This window comes from Spirosoma arcticum, assembly GCF_054779955.1.
The window spans coordinates 94,939-114,203 of sequence record NZ_BAAGXG010000004.1 but is presented as its reverse complement, the minus strand read 5'-3'; the positions used below and the strand labels follow the sequence as shown (position 1 = coordinate 114,203).

Sequence of the window (19,265 nt, the reverse complement as noted above, 5' to 3'; positions counted from 1 at the left end):
GGCACAAACAAGTCAGTACCCTTTAAACCGGAGCACACTAAGTAGTTCTAATCATTCCTCATAAAAAACAAAAATCAGAATATGGGCAACATAACCACCACCAAACGCCGAAAGGCCAACCGCATTCCCATCTTGATCGTCGAGGATAACGCCGACCACTGGCTGATCATCCGTTCTGCTTTGTCGCAGTGTTTTCCTGAGGTCGAACCGATTTGGGTGAACAACGCAGCGCAAACCCTGACGTATCTGGAAAGTTGTGCGCCGGATGAGAAGAAACTACCCCGGCTGATTCTACTGGATTTGTGCCTGCCCCGTCGGGAAGACGGCTGGGGGCTGCTGAAGTCCATAAAGGCCAACGAATTTTACCGGCAGCCACCCGTTGTTATGCTTAGCTCGTCTCAGGAGCGCGACGACATCGAAAAGTCGTACATTTTCAGTGTTGCCTCTTACATCGTAAAACCCAATACGTATCATCAGTGGCTGAATTGCTTTTATACGTTCCGGCGCTACTGGTGGGAGACCGTCACCTTACCCTCACGTGCTCAATAATTGTGGCGGCAACGGCATACCTACGTGCGTAAGAGAAGTTTGATCTGGTATCAAATCCTGTTTGCTTTTTTTTTGACAGCATCAGTCAGCTTAGCCCAGGCAACCTATTATGTGGCCAGTATGGGGAGCGATACCAATGACGGCCGCTTCCCGTCGTCTCCGTTTAAGAGCTTAGATCGGGTTAACAAGATCCAGTTGCAGCCTGGCGATGCGGTTTTGTTCCGTCGGGGCGACACCTTTCGGGGCACGCTGCTGGTCAGGCAGTCGGGGGCGGCCGGGAAATCTATCCGCTTCGATGGGTATGGCTCCGGCGCTAAGCCCGTACTGGCGGGATCGGTGCCGGTTCGCAACTGGACCCAAGCCGGAACCAACATCTGGCAGGCATCCTGCTCCAACTGCGGCAGCGACCTAACGGGACTGTATCGAAATGGGTTGGCGCAGCCGCTGGGCCGCTATCCAAATCCTGACGCGCTTAACCGGGGGAGCCTGACCGTTCAGACCCACGTGGGCACGACCCAGCTAACCAGTCAGCAAGCCCTGACAAGGGACTGGACGGGCGGAGAAGTGGTGGCCCGCCCTACTTACTGGATTATAGACCGCGCACCAATTACCCGGCAGAGCGGCAACACACTCACGCTCGCCAACACGAGCCACTATACATTGGCCGACGGCTGGGGCTTCTTTATTCAGAAACACCCGGCCACACTGGACCGGACCGGCGAATGGTACTACAATCCAGCGACGCGGGTTATCCAGATTTATCACGATCAGGGCGATCCAAACGAGCAGTTCATTACCGCAGGAGTAACCGACAAGGTTATTGACATTGCTGACGCAGCGTTTATCAGCATTCAGAACCTCAGTGTTGTTCAGGCCCGGTTGGCAAACCTGCACGCCCTGAACGTGAGTAACCTTGTTCTGAGCAACGATGACTTCACCGACTCCGGCGAAGATGGCGTGCTTATCCAGGGAACTGGCACTAACCTCCTGATTGAGAAGAACACCATTGCCAACAGTAATAACAACGGAGTTTATATTGATGCGTATCAGCAGGTTACGTTTCGCCAAAATTTCATTCGTCGCATTGGGCTGATGCCGGGCCGGGGAAGAAACGGCGACGGTCAGCTTAACGCATTCCAATCCTTTGCCACCCAAAATTCGCGCATCGAAAATAACGTGATCGACAGCGTTGGCTACATTGGCATCTCGGTGCAACGCAATGCAACAGTCCGGCAAAATCTGATCACCAATTTCTGCATGACAAAAAGTGACGGGGGCGGCATTTATTTGTGGAACGGAGCGCGGCAGTCGATGGACAGCATTCGCATTGAGTCGAATATAATTCGGAACGGCATCGGTACGCCCGGCAGTTTATCGGATAACACGTTCAGTGGAGCACACGGCATCTTTCTGGACGACTGCGTTGAAGGAGTTGATCTGACCAATAACACCGTAACCGACTGCCAGGGGATGGGCATCTACCTGCACGCCGTCAGCGGGGTCAGTTTAACGGGCAACACTTGCTTCAACAACAGTGTAGCGCAGCTTATTCTGTACAACTACGAACAGCAGTGTCTGCCCCGAAACAACATGCTGCAACAAAATAGCCTGATTGCCAAAACAGCCACTCAGGGGGTTGCCGGTTATATATCCGGCTTAGATGACCTGTCGAGTTTTGGCTTGATGACGCACAATTATTACGCCCGGCCTTTCAACGATCTATCGACCATCAGAGCGGTTTACAACCGGACTGTCGTTGGTGACTTAAATCTCGCGCAGTGGCAGTCGCAGTTTGGCCATGATCGTACGTCCCGGTCCAGCCCCGTTACCTATAAGGAGTATGTGGTAAAAAGCCGAAGCACCGCGAACCGGTTCAGTGGCTCCCTAAGCGGCAATTCAGATGGCTGGGAAACGTGGAGTCCGTATAACAACGGCCAGGCGATCTGGAATGCCGGGGGCCAGTCTACTGGAGATGGGCTGACAATAACCTTCCCCAAATCATCGGGCAAAACGGATTCGTACGTTCAAGCCTACAAGGAAATTAAGGCCGTTGTTAAATCGAAGAGCTATCTGGTCTCGTTCGACGTAGCAGCACCAGCGGCAAAAAAAATCGTCGTTTTCATCCGGCAGCAAAACGCGCCGTACCAGGATTTAACGCGCCGGTATGAGTTTATGGCCGGGCCAGCACGGAGACGGTACGAGTTTGCTCTTACCGTCTCCGTTAGTGAAGCCGATGCGCTGCTCACGTTTCAGTTGGGCGAAGATGACCAGTCTGTCCGGCTTGACAATATTCAGTTGCAGGAAGCAACCATCGAAATCGTTAACCCGGACGATTTTATCCGGTTAGTCTACAATCCGACCACAAAAGACAGCACGGTTGTACTGCCGCATCCCAGCCGGGACGTTAAAAATCATTACTACGACCGTCGGGTTGTTCTAAAACCGTTTACGTCCGTTGTTCTGCTGAGCGATTCGTTACCGCCGGTTGATGTGCGGCTTTCGCTGGCGATTGACCGTGATTCGTTGCGCATTGGCGAGAGTACCTCCATTTCATTAACGCTTCGTAGCCCGTCGGGCGACCGTACACTGCCTAATCAGGTGCAGTGGAGTTGCCAGTTACCGGCTTCGCTGACGTTGGTGGGCAACCGGACTTTATCGGGGCACGATGGTCTCTTAACGGGCAGGGTGCAACGGCTGATTACCGACACAACGTTCGTTTTTCGGGTCAGAGCAACGGCTGTTGGCCGGTATGTATTGGCTGCTCAGGTGACAGCCACCACTCATGCCGACCCAACCAGCACCCCCAATTCAGGTACGAACGATGGAGAAGATGATCAGGCTTTGGTTACGCTGTTGGTCAACGAAGACGTTCTGGGAAAAACAGCGCCCGGACTGGTAACCGAAATTGGACCAGCGGGGTCACGGATTGACGAGAGCCTGATTTACCCCAATCCATCCCCCGACGAATTCACGTTTGTGGCCGAGGATGATGTAGTACGAATGCAGATGGTTGATTTACTGGGCCGTGAACGGTTTAGCCTCGGTCCCGTTCGGCGGGGTCAACTGATCCGTTTTGGGAGATCGCTGCCCAACGCGCCTTATTTACTCTATATTCACTACAAAACCGGTGAACAACGGGTGGTGAGACTGATAAAGCAGAATTTGTAGTGGCGGAGCGCTGGGGGTGCAGGTACAGCACACACGTACACACCCAGCACTCAACCACTTGTTCATTATTGGCTTGCTTTCAGCAGTTTTTCTACCCAGTGGGTTCCATCCGTATACTGGACGTGCAGCAGATAGGGACCGGTGGGCAATTGTCCACCAAACGGAAACGACTGCCCACGGCGAATGTCGTTGAACTGCAGGTGCTCCCGACCCAACAGATCGACAACCCGCATCGACTCAACATCGTCGTTGGCGTTAAACGTGAACTCGTCATACGTAGGTATTGGGTAGACAATCCTGAACTCGGGCCGGTTGCCGTAGGATTCAGCCGCTGCGAGCCGACCACCACCGCCTGCCGGATACAACCGCGCCTGCGGAATGATCTGCGTTCCCTGGTTTGGATACGACCACAACAGTTTGGATACCGCCCCGCCAGACCACTCAACAAACTCCATTTTGATGTCGTAGCGCTGACCAGCCGTCAGCGCAATCGGCGAACTGTTGTCGGTGGTGGGCGCATGAGGTGTCCAGTTGTCAATCAGCATCCTGCCATTGACCCAGAGTCGTAAACCGTCGTCGGTGGTGGTGCTGAAGATATAGTTGCCCGTAACCGGCGCTTCAACCTGACCCGTCCACCGGGCCGAGAAATTATCGGCATTGATGGTACCGGGAGCCGGTGAGCTACCGCCCCAGTCGAAGTTCACGGTAGCGTCGATCCGGCTCAGAACAACCGGCGGGTTCAGGTCCCGGTTATTGAAATACTCCGCCCGCAGGCCGGTCCCCGTTCCTCCGTTCGTGCCACCACCCGCTGACACCCGCCGGTAGGAACCATCGGGAATGACCTGCTTGCTTAAGTTAGGCCCGGCATAACTTACGGCCAGCACTTGCCCCCCACCCTTTTGAAAGTAGCTGATGGTCAGGGCATGAACGCCTGCCTTCAGACCAATGGTGCCTGACCGCTCCTGTTCGGCGTGTCCCCCGTCGTTATTGACCACCTCAGTTGAGCCAATGAAGAGTTTGCTGCCATCGTCTGAATTGGTGTAGAAGGTATACACCCCGTCGGTCGGCACACTCACATAACCCCGGTAGCGGAAAGCAAAATTGTCGTTGCGGTTGCGTACCGATTGATTGGGGTTGGTAATGGTGCCGGTTTTAGCGGGCGTGAGCGCGTTGAAATCGGGCAGTTCGTTCCAGGTGCCTTCGTAATACTGGTAGTCCACACCCGTCACTGCGTTGGCTGGGTTCTCCGGGTCGCGCAGCGTGGCTGTTGGGGGCGGAGTAGGTGGCTGTCCCGTCGACACCCGCCGGTAAGCCCCATCGGGAATGGTTTGCTTACCTAAGTTTGGTCCGGCGTAGCTTACCGTTAGGGCTTGCCCACCCCCGCCTTCGAAATAACCAATGGTCAGCGCGTGGATGCCCGCTTTCAGGCCAATGGTGCCTGACCGCTCCTGTTCAGCGTGTCCCCCGTCGTTGTTGACCACCTCGGTTGAGCCAATGAAAAGTTTACTCCCATCATCCGAATTGGTGTAAAACGTGTACACTCCATCGGTCGGTACGCTAACATAGCCCCGGTAGCGGACGGCAAAATTGTCGTCACGATTACGTACCGACAGGTTGGGATTGGCAATAGTACCGGTTTCAGCGGGCGTCAGGGCGTTGAAGTCGGGCACGTTGCTCCAAGTGCCTTCGTAATACTGGTAGTCAAGCCCGGCTACGGCGTTGGCTGGATTCTCCGGGTCGCGCAGCGTGGTTGGCGTTGGTGTCGGAGTGGGGGGCGGGGGCGTCGTTTGATTCGTTTCTTTCAGTAACACCACCGATGCGAAAGCCGGAACGGTCACCTGACGATTGTAGACATTGTTTTTAACGTCCCGATACACGCCGTCGAGCGTCTCGGTCTTATCCTGTCCCGTTGGGTTGTACACTAACTTGATGTAATCGTCTGGGTTGAGGGTCGTCAGCGTAGCCTCCCGCAGCCGAATGTTATCGAACCAGGCCGTCTGCCCATCTTCCTGTGCCTGAATCACCAGAATCGCGTTCGATTCGTCAGCGGTAGCCGTGAAGGTTGCTTCGTACGCCTGGCGACCGGTGCTCATAACGTAGGAAGCCCGGGCTGCCAGATCCTGGTACCCTGCCGACAGTTGACGGGGGTAAATCTGCACCCGCTTCCCCGCCGACGAAGCTACGCCGTCGAACAGAAGCTGATACGTTTTTCCTTTATTGACTGAACCAATATTTACCGTAGCCAGCAAGTACGAATTGCCCTGGTTGGACGCCGACGCAAATGAAAGGCGCAGGGAGCCGCCATCGAGCCGGTTGGCGTTGTCCTGCTCAACCCGGCCGTTACCGTAAGGCGAGTATCCCGACCAGCCCTGGGTATTATCAGAAAACGAATGATTGAGTACGCTGGCACCGGTCTGGGTAACGGCCTGCGTTTTGTAGGTTATCGGGCTGTTGAACGAGTTACGGTCCTGCCCCCACCGAGCCTGCCACTCGGCGAGTGTATTGTCCGCCCCGGTCAGGCCTGATCCGGGGTTGTAAACCGCCCGAATTTTGAACTGATCTTCAAACGGGCGCACGTAATAGTTGTAGTCGAACGGGCCGTATTGGTTGAGGTCGTTCTCGTTCGACTCGTAGGACGCCACCACCTGATTAGCCAGCCGACTGACCAATATGTTGTTCTGAACCGCATTGTTGCGCAGATCACACGTGTTGTTATAGCCGAGCATAAGTTGCTGCTCGCCATTGTTGAAACTGGTATTTCCCCGGATCGCTATGTTCGTTGCTCCGCGCAGAAAAATGCCTTTGCCCCGCGACCCGAACGTCGTGTTGTTGGCCACTTCGGCGTTTTGGGAGCAGTCGTCCAGAAAAATACCGTTCGCGCCCGAATACGCTCCGCCCGGTGTGCCCTCTACCGCGCCAATCCCATTGTAGACGATGTTCGACAGAATACGAATGCCAGAAACGTTGTTGCGATTACCGTTCCAGGTGTAAATACCGGCACCGTCGCTTTTTGTCTGGCAGAAATTAGATACCTGGTTGTTGCGAACGGTCGCGCTGTTGAGGAAAGAAATGCCATTATACCCTACGTTATCGATGGTGTTGTTCTCGACCACCGTGTTGGCCCGGCAGGTCGCCTGCACCCCACTGTATCCTCCATCCCCACTTTGTCCCCGACCCGGCACGACGCCCGCCCGCCGGATGGTGTTGCCCCGAAAGGTGAAATCCTGGTAGGGTTGAATGTAAAACCCGTTGTTGTTGGCGTCTTCAATCAGGTTGTTTTCTGCCAGCACGTTGTTGCCGGAACCCGAAATAGAGACGCCGTCGAAGCCTGACCGGGTAATGTCATTGCCCGAAATAACCAGATTGGAACCGCCGTTGGCCGATAGCCCCGCCGTTAGCGTTTGGGTAATCTGGATGTTACGAACGGTAATGAACGACGCATTTGTTAGATTCACCCCTTCGCCAAAAGCGGTCGCGGTAAGGAGCTGACCATTCGGATCGGTTTGATTATCGTACAGTTGAATCATCTTGTTGGCTGGGTTGTAGTACCATTCGCCGGTTTGGTCCAGCGCAGCCGGGTGATTCTGAATAAAGAAACCGTATCCATCGGTAATACCGTACGGATTATTGTTGCTGAATGTCAGCGTGTTGCCGTTTTGCTGGTTAATGGGTCCACGGTTCATAATCCACTGGCGCGGCCGGAACACCACTTCGCCCCCCGTCCAGTTGGCCGGAAAACCCTGCTGACTGGTGATCTGAGTATTGCCGTTATGCGACTGGATCGTCAGGTAGCCTTTGTTGCCGTCGCTCAAATTGGGATAACGACTCAGCGGTAGCGTCGCTCCATTCCGGTAGAGGCCGGTTACGCGGTCTCCGCAGCCTGGGCAGTTAGCCTGCCAGGTGTTGTTACCGATGTTGTTCCAGTTGCTCACCGGCACCGACCCCGCAATGATCGGCTTATTACCCGACCCGTACCCATCAACAACGATGGGTCTGTCGGACGAACCGGACTGGCGAATGAACAGCGTTCCGCGAAAGGTGTCGCCCCGTTTGAGTAAGATAGCATCGCCCGGCTGGAGCGACAAACTACTGACTTTGGCCAGCGTCTGAAACGGCGAATCCGTAGAACGGCCGCTGTTGGCGTCATTGCCCGCAGCCGATACATAATACGTTGTCTGACTAAACCCGGCCGATACGCAACTCAGTAGTACCAGTAGACTCAACAAACCATACCCGGCCAGCCCGCCCGGTTGGGAGCTGGAAACGTTCCTGTAAATGAGCACGATAGGGAAAACTAAGAAATAATAGAAATTTTCTAACCTTTTATCTACTTAGTCGATGTGGTACGCGAAAGTAGGAGAAACTACCGTTTAATCAACAAATAATGTGTTAATAAATTATGAAACGCCCTCCATCGCAACCAGTGCATTACCGCGAAGCACGGGAACAACGTCGTAGATATCGTGCTGGAGGCAGTAGGTAATGTCCTTCTGGATGCCTAATCGCTGGAGTCGTTTGATATGTGAGGAGTTAGACAGGTAGGCCGCCATATTGTCCTTGCCCTGTTCGTAGAGCCGCCACGCCATAATCGCGCTGTCTTCGGCCATGCCATAGCTGTCTTTCAGCCGGGCTACCAGCGCTCCGGCAAACAGGGTATCTTCCATGTTGACGCGTCCCTTCCAGCCCGCGCACAAAACCATCACGTCGTACCGCTCGGTCTTGAGGTAGCGAACAATGGCTTCTAAATTCAGGAACGACCCCACCAGCACCTTCACCGCCGAGCGCGAACGCGTAATGGCCAGGGTCCCGTTGGTGGTAGTCATGGCAATGTTGGCGTCCCGAATCTGCTCATTCATGTAGGTAAACGGCGAGTTATCCAGTTCAAACCCCTCAATCCGGCGGGCGTTGCGCTCGGCAGCGGCTAAGTAGCCCCGTTCCTGCCACTGCCGACACTCGTCAATTGTGGCAACGGGCACAATGGTTTTAACGCCATACGCAAAGGCCGTCACCATGCAGGACGTTGCCCGAAATACATCGGCCACGATCACAATGGTGTTTTCAACGGCGTGGAGATGCAATAAATCGGGGGTAAGGCAAACGTCGATTTGTTTCATAGATCAGTTAGTGAGTCAATGAGTTGGTCAGTCACTGGCTTGTTCATTATCTGACCAAATCACTGACTAACCGACTCATTGACTACTTTTTCACAAAAGGCAATTTCACTACTTCGGCTTTCAGGAGTTTGTCCCGAACCTTTACAAACAGTTCGGAACCGGGCTTGCTCAGAGCCGTGGGTACGTAGCCCAAGCCGATACCCTTGCCGAGCGTGGGCGACTGAGTGCCCGAAGCCACCTCGCCAATTTTCTCGCCGTCGGCAGTGGTGAGTTCGTAGTGCCCACGCGGAATACCCCGGTCAATCATTTCGAACCCAACGAGCCGACGCGGAACGCCCCGTTCTTTTTGCTGCTTCAGCACGTCGGCGTCGATGAAGTCGTGGGTGAATTTGGTGACCCAGCTAAGACCTGCTTCAATGGGTGATGTTTCGTCGGTGATGTCGTTGCCGTAGAGATTGTAACCCATTTCGAGCCGGAGCGTGTCGCGGGCACCCAACCCGATGGGCTTGATGCCAAATGGTTTTCCGGCCTCCATAATGGCATTCCATACGCCCTCGGCCTGGTGATTGGACACGTAGATTTCAAAGCCGCCCGCACCGGTGTAACCCGTTGCCGACACGATCACGTTGGCGTAACTGGCAAAGTCCGTTTTCTCGAAGGTATAATACGTCATCTCCAGATCGGCGGGGGTGAGCGATTCGAGCGCGTGAGCCGCTAATGGCCCCTGCACCGCAAACAGGCACATATCCTCCGAAATATTGACCAGCGTAACCGCGTCATCGACGCGAATATACTGACTGATCCAGTTCCAGTCTTTGTCAATGTTCGATGCGTTGACCACGAGCATGTATTCCAGCGGGCCAATGCGGTACACTAACAGATCATCCACAATGCCGCCCCGACCGTTGGGCAGGTAGCTGTACTGCACCTTGCCATCGAAAAGCGTACTGGCGTCGTTGGCCGACACGCGCTGAATCAGGGCCAGCGCATCCTCGCCTTTAACCATGAACTCGCCCATGTGCGAAACGTCGAACACGCCGACGCCGTTGCGGACGGTATGGTGTTCATCGAGATCGGAGGAGTAGCGAACGGGCATTTCGTAGCCCGCGAATGGCACGATCTTCGCGCCCAACTGCTGGTGAATGTGATGAAGAGGAACTCGCTTAAGCGACATTTGCGCGGGGGTTATCCGGCAAATTTATCGAAAATCGAAGATAAAGTGGTTGTGGGCAACTCATGAACCGTGTTGTAAACGGCTAAACAGCCACAGATCATTACCAACAAGCGATAATTTCCGGCTGTTTAGCCGTTTACAATACGGTTCGTAAGCTGTCCGTTTAGGAATGAATCGCACGTATCACTCACTGACTCATCAATTCACCAACTATTTTCACAACTCCTCCCCCAGCAACCGCTTCAACTCCAACTGATTGAGCAACAACTGATATTGAAAATTGAGCCGCCCCAGTTCAGCTTCTTCAACGCCCGTTTCGGCGCTTTGCAGTTCCACGTTCGTGATGACGCCGTTGCGCAGGCGGGCGTTGGCAATCTGAAGGGCTTTGCGGGCTTGCTGCACCTGCGTATCGAGGTTGGCTAAACGCGTTTGGTTGCTGCGAATGTCGGCGTTCAGCAGGGCGATACTCTGCCGCAGTTGGGCGTTGGCGTTTTCGACGGCGTAGCGGGTGGCGTTTAAATTCAGTTGAGCTACTTGGTTCTGTAGCTGATTCCGCTTGCCCGAATAAATGGGCACCGTCAGCGCTACCCCAGCCGCAATGTTGAAGCGGGGATTGTTGATTTCGGGCAAATACCCATTCCGATAGCCCGCCGATCCCGTAAATCCCAGGCTCGGCCGACCCGCCAAATCACTGGCTAAAATGTCCGTTTCGGCCTGCCGGACGCGGTCCTGAGCCAGTTGCACATCCTTACTTTGGGCCAGTACCGACTGCACGTCACCATCCAGATTGTAAGGCTGTGTGGTACCGAGTCCGCCCGTTGCTTCGGCGCTGAACTGGGCAGCCGCGCCCGCCACAACCGGGTTCGCATTGCCGGTCAGGTAGGTCAGCACGGCGAGTTGCCGCTCCAGTTGATTTTGAATTTCGATGCGTCGGTTTTGAGCACTTTTCACGCGCACAGCCTGCGTCAGCACGTCGTATTCAAGAGCGTCACCGTTTTGCAGGCGGATGCTGAGCAATCGTACGTTGGCCCCGGCTGTATTAATCACCGAATCCTGCACGGCTAAACTCCGTTGCAAAAACCCAACACCGTAGTATGCAGCCGCCACCTGGTAGACCAGATTTTGCTGCGTAATGTCTAAAGTCCGGCGTAGAAGCTGCACGTTGTCGGTTGCCTGCCGAACGGCTGCGTTCGTGCGCCCCCAGTCGTAAATCGTCTGGCCAACGCCAAGGTACGCGTTGACGTTATGGTTGGGCTGAAACTGAATTGTCTGGTCGCGGCCGTTGACCGGAAGCGTTGCTTTTGCCACCGGGTTCAGGTACTGGTACGACGCATTGCCCGATACGTTGGGCTTGAGCGCCGTCCGGGCGATATCGACGCGCACCTCGCCCGCCTGAATTTGCTGCTGCTGTTGTTTCAGTACCGGATAGTTCGCATTGGCCTGTTGCACGAGCGCCCGTAGATCGTCGGGAATTTGCACTGGTTGCGCCTGAACAGTAAGAGCGGTCAAAAACAGAACGGAGTTTATAAACTTGTTAATTTTCATAATCAGGATGTATCATGTCGGGCACAGCATCCTGCTGTGCCAACCGAAGGTTAATCATGTCATTGCCAATTAACCGCTATCGCGGTTGGCACAGCAGTATGCTACCCCTGACTGCGTTAGTGAGCCGCATCAGCAACCGCTTTGGCTGCTGCCGCGTCCATTTTTTTGCCTTTCAACAGAAAAAGCAGCGGGAATGAGCAGACGAAAAACAGGCCCGCCAGCCGGAACGTATCTAAATACGAGATCATTAACGCCTGCCGTGAGACGATCAGGTCGAGGTTTTTGTAGGCACCCTGCACCGCATCGAACGAGTTAACACCCCTTGCAATCAGCCCCTGCGTGAGGGCCGTGAGTCGCTCGGTCAGGGCCGGGTTGTCGGGTTGCAGGTTTGAGACGAGTTCGTTGCGGTGGAGGGCCGACCGCTGCGTGACGTAGGTATTGGTGATGGCTACTCCAAACGCCCCCCCCAACTGCCGCATCATGTTCACAATGGCGATGCCAGTGGGCAGTTGGCTCGGCTCCAGCGTCGATACCGACTGATTAATGAGTGGCACGTTGACCAGCGCCAGACCGATGCCCCGGATGATGAGCGCCCAAATGAAATCCTCGTTCGACGCGTCGGCATTGAGCGTGGACATGGTAAAGCAGAACGTGGCAAAGGCAATGTAGCCGAAGACAACGATCAGTCTCGGCGAAACCCCTTTGGCCAGCATCCGCCCGGTAATGGCAAACATCGGCAGCGTAATCAGCCCGCCCGGAATCAGCAGTTGACCCGTTTGTGTGGCTGTCATGCCCACAATGCGCTGAGCAAACAGAGGATATAACAACACGGACGTGAACAAGCCGTAGCCAACGACCACCACCAGAATGGAGCCGATTGTTAAGTTGCGGTTTTTGAGCACCCGCAAATCCACCACCGGCGATTTAGTGCCGCGCAACTCCCACCACACAAACAGCGGGAGGGCAATGACCGCAGCGATTGATAACCAGAGAATGACCGAGTCATCAAACCAATCGTCGGACTCGCCCCGCTCCAGCACATACTGCAAACTACCCACACCCACCGCCAGCAGCAGAATACCAAACTGGTCGATTTTGATGGCGCTCCGATTAATGTTCAGCTCTTCTGCTTTCTTTTCGATAAACGTCGAACTCAGAAAAACGGCCAGAATACCAATCGGTACGTTGATGTAAAACATCCAGCTCCAGTGGTAATTGTCGATGATGTAGCCACCGAGCGTAGGGCCAAGCGTGGGACCCAGCACAATACCCGCCCCAAACAATGCCGACGCGACGGCCCGCTGCGAGGGTGGAAACGCGTCATAGATTAGCCCCTGCGAAGTAGACAGTAGCGCCCCACCCCCAATGCCCTGCAAAAATCGGAACGCCACCAGCGTCCACAGGTTATCGGCAAAGCCGCAACCATAGGACGCCATGGTAAAGAGGGCGATGGAAACGATGAAATAGTTTTTGCGACCGAAATAACCCTGCAAAAAACCCGTCATCGGAATCACGATCACGTTGGCGATGGCATAAGCCGTCACAACCCACGACACGTCTTCGATGGTGACGCCGAGGTTACCGGCAATGTCGGTCAGGCCGACGTTCACAATCGAGATGTCGATCAATTCAATGATGGCGGCAGTAATGGCCGTGACCACCACGATCCACCGGCGAAATCCAGTTGGTTGTTGCATGAAATTTAATGAGTAATGGTCAATGAACCGCGCGGGCGGCCCCGAATGTACAATGTCTGCCGAGTGACTGACTATCAAATCATTGTACATTCGGGGCCGCCCGCGCGGTTCATTGACCATTTTACATTACTCGTTAACCCGCACTTCGGCTTCTACGCTCAGCCCGGCCCGCAGTTGATTTTTGTAGTTCTGTGGATTTACAATCTCAATCTTCACCGGCACTCGTTGCGTTACTTTCACGAAGTTGCCCGATGCGTTGTCGGCTGGCAATAAGGCAAATCGTGCCCCGGTCGCTTCCGACAGTGAGGCCACCCGGCCTTTGATGTCGAGATTGGGATAGGCATCAAGTTTGACCTCCACCTCCTGACCAACTTTCATTTTCTCCAACTGCGTTTCTTTGAAGTTGGCCACAATCCAGAATGTCGAGTCGGCCACAATCGTAAACAGGTTCTGACCAGGCTGCACATACTGCCCGACCACGACGTTTTTACGACCGATTTTACCCGCAATCGGGGCCGTTAGCCGGGCGTAACCCTGGCGTAGTTTGGCGTTGTCGATGGCCGCCTGCTTTACCTTCAGCACCGCCTGAATTTTCTGAATGTTGGCCTGCGCCCGGGCAATACCCGCCTGCGCCACGCCCTGCGACGTCTGGGCCAGCGTGATCTGCTCTACATTGGCGTCGTACTGACGTCCCTGCACCTCCACATTGTTTTGGGTATCTTCGAGTTGCTTGCGGGTCAGCGACTGCTCTTTGTATAAATTCTGGTCGCGCTGAAGGTCCTGCCGGGCTTTGTCACGCCGGGCGGCCTGCACTTGTGCGGTTGACTGAGCCACGCGGGCGTTCTGCGCCACGTTGCGGGCCTGCGCCTGGGCGTTTTGCAGGTCAGCGCGGGCGGTGGCAAGGTCGGCTACCGTCTGCTGGTAATCGGCTTCGACCTGCGCTAAGGCAACGTCATACTCCTGCGGGTCGATGGTGACAAGCGGCTGACCGCGTTTGACGGTGGCGTAGTCATCAACATTCACCGACTGCACGTAACCAGCCACGCGGGCCAGCACCGGAGCTGAGTTACCCTCAATCTGAGCATTGTCAGTGGATTCATACAATTGGCTGTGGTGGTAGGCCTGGTAGCCAAAATAACCACCTACCAACAGCACAAGAGCGATGATGATCCGGGGAAGGTAGGTTTTTGCAGCGCTCTTCTCTTCGACAGGAGCTAATGTGTCCGTAGCCATAAATTGAATTTGTTGATGAACCTGGGGGGTGTTATTAGGCAAAAGAAGCGCTCGTTGCGTTAAACTGTTTCGTTAAAATCAGCCGATGCTGGGCTGCGGCTTCTTCCTGATTTTTGACGACACAAAAGTAAACCAGGTTGACTATAAAGTCAAGTTGGTTGACTATATTTGTTATCCTAATTTGCCGGGTGATTGATTCAACCGGTTTACTTTGCGGCATGATCGTGGAAACAGACAATAAATCCTTTGATTTTAACCAATACCGTATTTTACGGGAGCGAGCGGTCGGTCGTTTGTTCTGGCGGCTGAAGCGATACATGGATAGTTTCGTTGAGCCGCGTCTCCAGGCGCTGGGCTACCGTGATTTCAAGATGAGTTACCTGATGTTCTTAGCCAACATCGATGAGAAGGGTACGACCAATAACGAACTGGCCAAACGGGCCTGCGTGACAAAGCAGATGATGAGCAAAATCGTTGGTCTGCTGGAGAGTGAAGGGTATATCTACACCCAAAAAAATCCGAACGACTCGCGGTCCAGCATGATTTTTCTAAACGAGCGGGGTAAAGACCTGTTTGTTGCCCTGAAAGACTGCATGCAGGAAAGCCGCAACAAATTCGATACCATCGTGGGTCATGATCGCATGGAGGAGGTTATTGATACGCTCGTACTCCTGGTTAACACCCTCGAAGACGAAGGATAGTACAAAAGCAATGAATCGCACGGGCGACCCCGAATGGTTAATGTAGAATGCATAATAACCGAAGTGGAGTCATTATGCATTCTACATTAACCATTATTCATTTTACAAGTATGACCTTCTCCTCCATCAACCCCTACAATCAGCAGACGTTAAAAACGTACCGGGCTGATAGCCCCGCTACCCTTGAGCGCAAACTGAAACAAGCCGACCGGGCTTTCGCCGACTGGTCTGTTTTGTCATTGGCCGAGCGGGTCGGTTACCTGCGCCGGGTTGGTGATTACCTTACTGCCAATAAGCAATGCCTTAGTGAACAAATCACGGCCGAGATGGGCAAAACGCGCAAAGAAGCGCTCGCCGAAGTGGAAAAATGCGCGGGTGGCTGCACCTTCTACGCTGACCACGCTAATACGTTTCTGGCCGATCAGGTTATTGAAACAGAAGCACAACGCAGCTTTGTTACGTATCAGCCGCTGGGACCGGTGCTGGCTATCATGCCCTGGAATTTTCCATTCTGGCAGGTTTTTCGCTTCGCTATTCCGGGCTTGCTGGCGGGCAACGTTGGTTTGCTCAAACACGCCCCCAACGTGTTCGGCTGCGCACTGGTCATCGAAAATGTATTTCGGCAGTGTGGCCTGCCCAATGGTGTTTTTCAGTCTCTATTAATCGACGTAGCGCCGGTTGAGGGGTTGTTAAAAGACCGGCGCGTCAAAGCCGTTACGCTCACGGGCAGCGGGCGGGCGGGGTCGTCGGTGGCCAGTATTGCAGGGCGCGAAATCAAGAAATCAGTCTTGGAATTAGGGGGGTCTGACGCGCTCATCGTGCTGGCCGATGCCGATCTGGAACGTGCGGCCGAAACCGCCGTTAAATCGCGGATGCAGAACGCAGGCCAAAGCTGCATTGCGGCAAAGCGGTTCATCGTGGAGAAATCCGTGAAAAAGCGATTCACCGAACTGGTCCTGCATCACATTGAGCAAATCCGGCAGGGCGACCCGGCAGACGACACCACGACGATGGGACCTATGGCCCGGCTGGATTTGGCCGACGCCATTGAGCAACAGTGCCGCGAATCCGTTGCGAAAGGAGCGAAATTACTGACGGGCAATGTACACCGCGCTGGTTGCAACGTTCAGCCCATACTGCTGGACAAGGTTAAACCCGGCATGGCTGCGTTCGACCAGGAAACGTTCGGACCATTAGCCGCGCTGATCGACGCCAAAGACGAGGCTGACGCCATCCGGCTGGCGAACCAATCCGACTTTGGTCTCGGTTCGGCCCTGTGGACGCAGGATTTAGACCGGGCAGACCGGCTGGCGCGGCAGATTCAGGCCGGATCGGTATTCGTGAACGGGCTGATGCGCTCCGACGCGCGGGTGCCGTTCGGCGGTATCAAAAACTCCGGCTTCGGTCGTGAGCTGTCGGAGATCGGCATGAAGGAGTTTGTGAACGTGAAGACGGTGTGGATGGAGCGGTGAGAGACTGCTCCATCCACACCACTTACACCGGATACTGCCATTCGCCCCGGTAGGCGCGGCTCAGGAGTTTGTTGGCCTCCGGGTCGTTGGGAATCTGATTGCCGTCCCATTCGACGCTCCGGCCGAGTTTCATCGACAACATGCCCAGCAACGCCATGTTGGTTGAACGCTGACCAATTTCGATATCGCTGATGGGCGTTTTTTTGGTCTTGATACAGTCTACGAAGTTGGCCCACAGTTGCGCAATATTCTGATCGTCAGGCTTATTGAGTTGGGCGTCCTGGTGAATGACGGGCTTCTTGGAGTCGGCCGGGTAAAACGTCCAGCCGTCGAGCCAGCCCATGTGGAATGTACCCTCGGTACCGTAAAAATAAACGCCCACGGCCTGTTGGGGATGCGTCTTTTCGGCGTTATTGCCCGCAAACTGCCGATGTTCCCACACGGCGGTGAACCCGTCAAACTCAAAGCTTGCCACCTGATGATCGGGGGCGTCGGTGCTATCCTCCCGGATGGCCCGGCCGCCTGTTGAGAAAACTTTGCGCGGGTGTTTTTCCTCCGTCCACCACAGAATTTGGTCCAGCCAGTGAATACCCCAGTCGCCGAGGGTTCCGTTGGCAAAGTCTAAGTAGCCGCGAAATCCTCTCGGGTGCATGGTCGGGTTATACGCCCGCAGCGGAGCCGGACCACACCACATGTTCCAATCCAGTTCCTTCGGTGGCTCGGCGTTGGGGGTGGGTTTACCCGCCCCACCGCCGTAGTTCACGAACGCCCGCGCCATGCCAATTTTACCGGCTTTCCCCGACTTCAGAAACTCCATGCCCGATACGTTGTGGGGCGATACGCGCCGGTGCGTCCCAACCTGACATACCTTGCCCGTTTGCCGGGCCGTCTTCACCATTGCTTTGCCTTCGTTGATGGTGTGGCTGATGGGTTTCTCGACGTACACGTGCGCCCCCGCCTGCATGGCAGCAATGGCAACGAGCGGGTGCCAATGGTCGGGGGTGGCCACGATAACGATTTCGGGCTTCTCGACCGCCAGCATCTCGCGGTAGTCCCGATACAGTTTGGGTTTGTCCGACGTAAGTTTAGCCACCTCATCGCTGGCGGTTTTGAGCTGGCGGGTATCGACATCGCAGAGCGCAACAACCTTCGATTGGCCAGCCTGCACCGCACAGCGCAAAATATTCGTACCCCACCACCCCGACCCAACCAGAGCAGTGCGGTATTTCTGGGCCGGTTGCCGGGTAATGAACGCGCGGGCTTCGAGCGGATCGGTGATGAGGGCGGTTCCGGCCAATACGGACGTTTTCAGAAAATCGGAACGGTTCATAAGCAAAGAAAGCGGTCGTTAGAAGGCAAAAGTCCAGATACTACTTTCTTTACCGATTTAGCATCTTGCTTAGTTGCTCATGTTGAGCACTCCTTACTTCACCTTCGCCTGCCCCAGCACCCGCAGCAGATTACCGCCCCAGATTTTGGCAATGTCTTTCTCGGAGTAGCCCCGGCGCAGCAATTCGCCGGTCAGGTTCTCGATCTGACTCACGTCTTCCAGCCCGTTGACGCCCCCGCCCCCGTCGAAGTCAGAACCGATACCGACGTGGTCAATACTGGTCAGCTTAACGATGTGATCGATGTGGTCGGCAATATCGCTCAGGCTGGCCCGTTCCGACGCGAAGGCTCTGCCCAACGAATCGCTTTTCACTTTAAGATCGGCCTCTTGCTCCGGTGTCAGCACCCGACCCACGCGGGCCATTCTGAACTTGGTTTTAGCTACCTGAAAAGCGGGCGACGGTTTTTTCAAGTAGTCACTCACGAAATTGACCTGCACCACGCCCCCATTTTTGGCAATGGCCCGGATCATGTCGTCGGTCATGTTGCGTGGGAAATCACAGAGGGCGCGGGCGTTGGAGTGCGACGCAATGACGGGTGCCTTCGACAGGGCCAACGCATCGTAGAACGTCTTGTCGGCCACGTGCGATACATCGATCAGAATACCCAGCCGGTTCATCTCGGGCACGACTTTCTTGCCAAATTCACTCAGGCCACCATAAAGTGGGCCGTCGGGATCGGTCGATGAATCGCCGATGAGGTTATTGGCGAAGTGCGTCAGCGTGATATAGCGGCAACCCAGGTCATAATACGTTTTGAGCAGCGACAAATCTTCGCCTACCGGATAGCCGTTTTCCATCCCGATAAACACCGCCCGCTTCCCCGCTTTCTCAATCCGGTACGCGTCAGCGGGCGTGGTAGCGAGTTCGGCCAAGTTCGGGTATTTCTTGAGCGCCTGGTGAATTAAATCGAACTGGTTCAGCGCGTTGCGTTTGGCCTCGGCATGACCTTCAGGAGTGCGGGGTCCCTGAGAGGTGTACACGGCGAAAAACATGGCATCCATGTTGCCAGCCTTCATTCTTGGAAAGTCGATCTGTGAGCCATCGCGTTTGGTATCATGGGCTGTACCCACGTCGAAACCGGCCTTCTGCATCATAATCGGCGCGTCGGCGTGGGTATCGAGCGTCAGAATCCGCTGATGAACCTGATGCACGTCGGGGGGAGATAGCAACAGGGGAAGAAACGGAAAGAAGGGGAAGAAAGGGAGGAATGAGCGGGTCATA

Annotated in this window: 12 protein-coding genes; 4 read left to right on the top strand and 8 right to left on the bottom strand. The window is 54.8% G+C overall.

All coding sequences use genetic code 11. From position 1 onward, the window contains the following. Positions 1–81: 81 nt before the first annotated feature. Both ACYVHB_RS10360 and ACYVHB_RS10355 read left to right on the top strand, forming a co-directional pair. Positions 82–549 carry a response regulator gene (locus ACYVHB_RS10360; protein ID WP_461051647.1) on the top strand — a complete coding sequence of 156 codons (468 nt, stop codon included), beginning with the start codon at positions 82–84 and terminating at the stop codon, positions 547–549. A 24-nt stretch (positions 550–573) separates the two neighbouring features. Then, positions 574–3,717: a right-handed parallel beta-helix repeat-containing protein gene (locus tag ACYVHB_RS10355; protein ID WP_461051646.1), complete on the top strand. Its 3,144-nt coding sequence runs from the start codon at positions 574–576 to the stop codon at positions 3,715–3,717. Between the two features lie 65 nt (positions 3,718–3,782). On the opposite strand, the gene ACYVHB_RS10350 is transcribed toward ACYVHB_RS10355, so the two are convergent. The 6 genes from ACYVHB_RS10350 to ACYVHB_RS10325 form a co-directional block, all read right to left on the bottom strand. Beyond that, a complete protein-coding gene (locus ACYVHB_RS10350) occupies positions 3,783–8,000 on the bottom strand; it encodes a PA14 domain-containing protein (RefSeq protein WP_461051645.1) in 4,218 nt (1,405 codons plus the stop codon). Between the two features lie 114 nt (positions 8,001–8,114). After that, a complete protein-coding gene (locus tag ACYVHB_RS10345; RefSeq protein WP_461051644.1) occupies positions 8,115–8,831 on the bottom strand; it encodes a 2-phosphosulfolactate phosphatase in 717 nt (238 codons plus the stop codon). 82 nt (positions 8,832–8,913) lie between these two features. Beyond that, the gene (gcvT, locus tag ACYVHB_RS10340) at positions 8,914–10,005 is read right to left on the bottom strand and encodes a glycine cleavage system aminomethyltransferase GcvT (protein WP_461051643.1); all 1,092 of its coding nucleotides are present in this window, start codon (positions 10,003–10,005) and stop codon (positions 8,914–8,916) included. A 216-nt stretch (positions 10,006–10,221) separates the two neighbouring features. Next, positions 10,222–11,514 carry a TolC family protein gene (locus tag ACYVHB_RS10335; protein WP_461051642.1) on the bottom strand — a complete coding sequence of 431 codons (1,293 nt, stop codon included), beginning with the start codon at positions 11,512–11,514 and terminating at the stop codon, positions 10,222–10,224. Positions 11,515–11,666: 152 nt separating this feature from the next. Continuing rightward, positions 11,667–13,247 (bottom strand): DHA2 family efflux MFS transporter permease subunit, encoded by a 1,581-nt coding sequence (locus ACYVHB_RS10330; protein ID WP_461051641.1) that lies wholly within the window; start codon positions 13,245–13,247, stop codon positions 11,667–11,669. A 126-nt stretch (positions 13,248–13,373) separates the two neighbouring features. Then, the gene (locus ACYVHB_RS10325; RefSeq protein ID WP_461051640.1) at positions 13,374–14,480 is read right to left on the bottom strand and encodes an HlyD family secretion protein; all 1,107 of its coding nucleotides are present in this window, start codon (positions 14,478–14,480) and stop codon (positions 13,374–13,376) included. A 218-nt stretch (positions 14,481–14,698) separates the two neighbouring features. Here ACYVHB_RS10325 and ACYVHB_RS10320 point away from each other — a divergent pair, with 218 nt between their 5' ends. Next, positions 14,699–15,181, top strand: coding sequence for a MarR family winged helix-turn-helix transcriptional regulator (locus ACYVHB_RS10320; protein ID WP_461051639.1), 483 nt, complete (start codon positions 14,699–14,701; stop codon positions 15,179–15,181). A gap of 74 nt (positions 15,182–15,255) precedes the next feature. Continuing rightward, complete coding sequence (locus ACYVHB_RS10315) at positions 15,256–16,653, top strand: NAD-dependent succinate-semialdehyde dehydrogenase (RefSeq protein WP_461051638.1); 1,398 nt, start codon at positions 15,256–15,258, stop codon at positions 16,651–16,653. A 22-nt stretch (positions 16,654–16,675) separates the two neighbouring features. Here the strand turns inward: ACYVHB_RS10315 and ACYVHB_RS10310 are convergent, their stop codons facing one another. Both ACYVHB_RS10310 and ACYVHB_RS10305 read right to left on the bottom strand, forming a co-directional pair. Then, positions 16,676–17,983 (bottom strand): Gfo/Idh/MocA family protein, encoded by a 1,308-nt coding sequence (locus tag ACYVHB_RS10310; protein ID WP_461051637.1) that lies wholly within the window; start codon positions 17,981–17,983, stop codon positions 16,676–16,678. Positions 17,984–18,076: 93 nt separating this feature from the next. Beyond that, on the bottom strand, positions 18,077–19,264 hold the full coding sequence (locus ACYVHB_RS10305; RefSeq protein WP_461051636.1) for a dipeptidase: 1,188 nt from the start codon (positions 19,262–19,264) through the stop codon (positions 18,077–18,079). Between the last annotated feature and the right edge of the window lies 1 nt (position 19,265).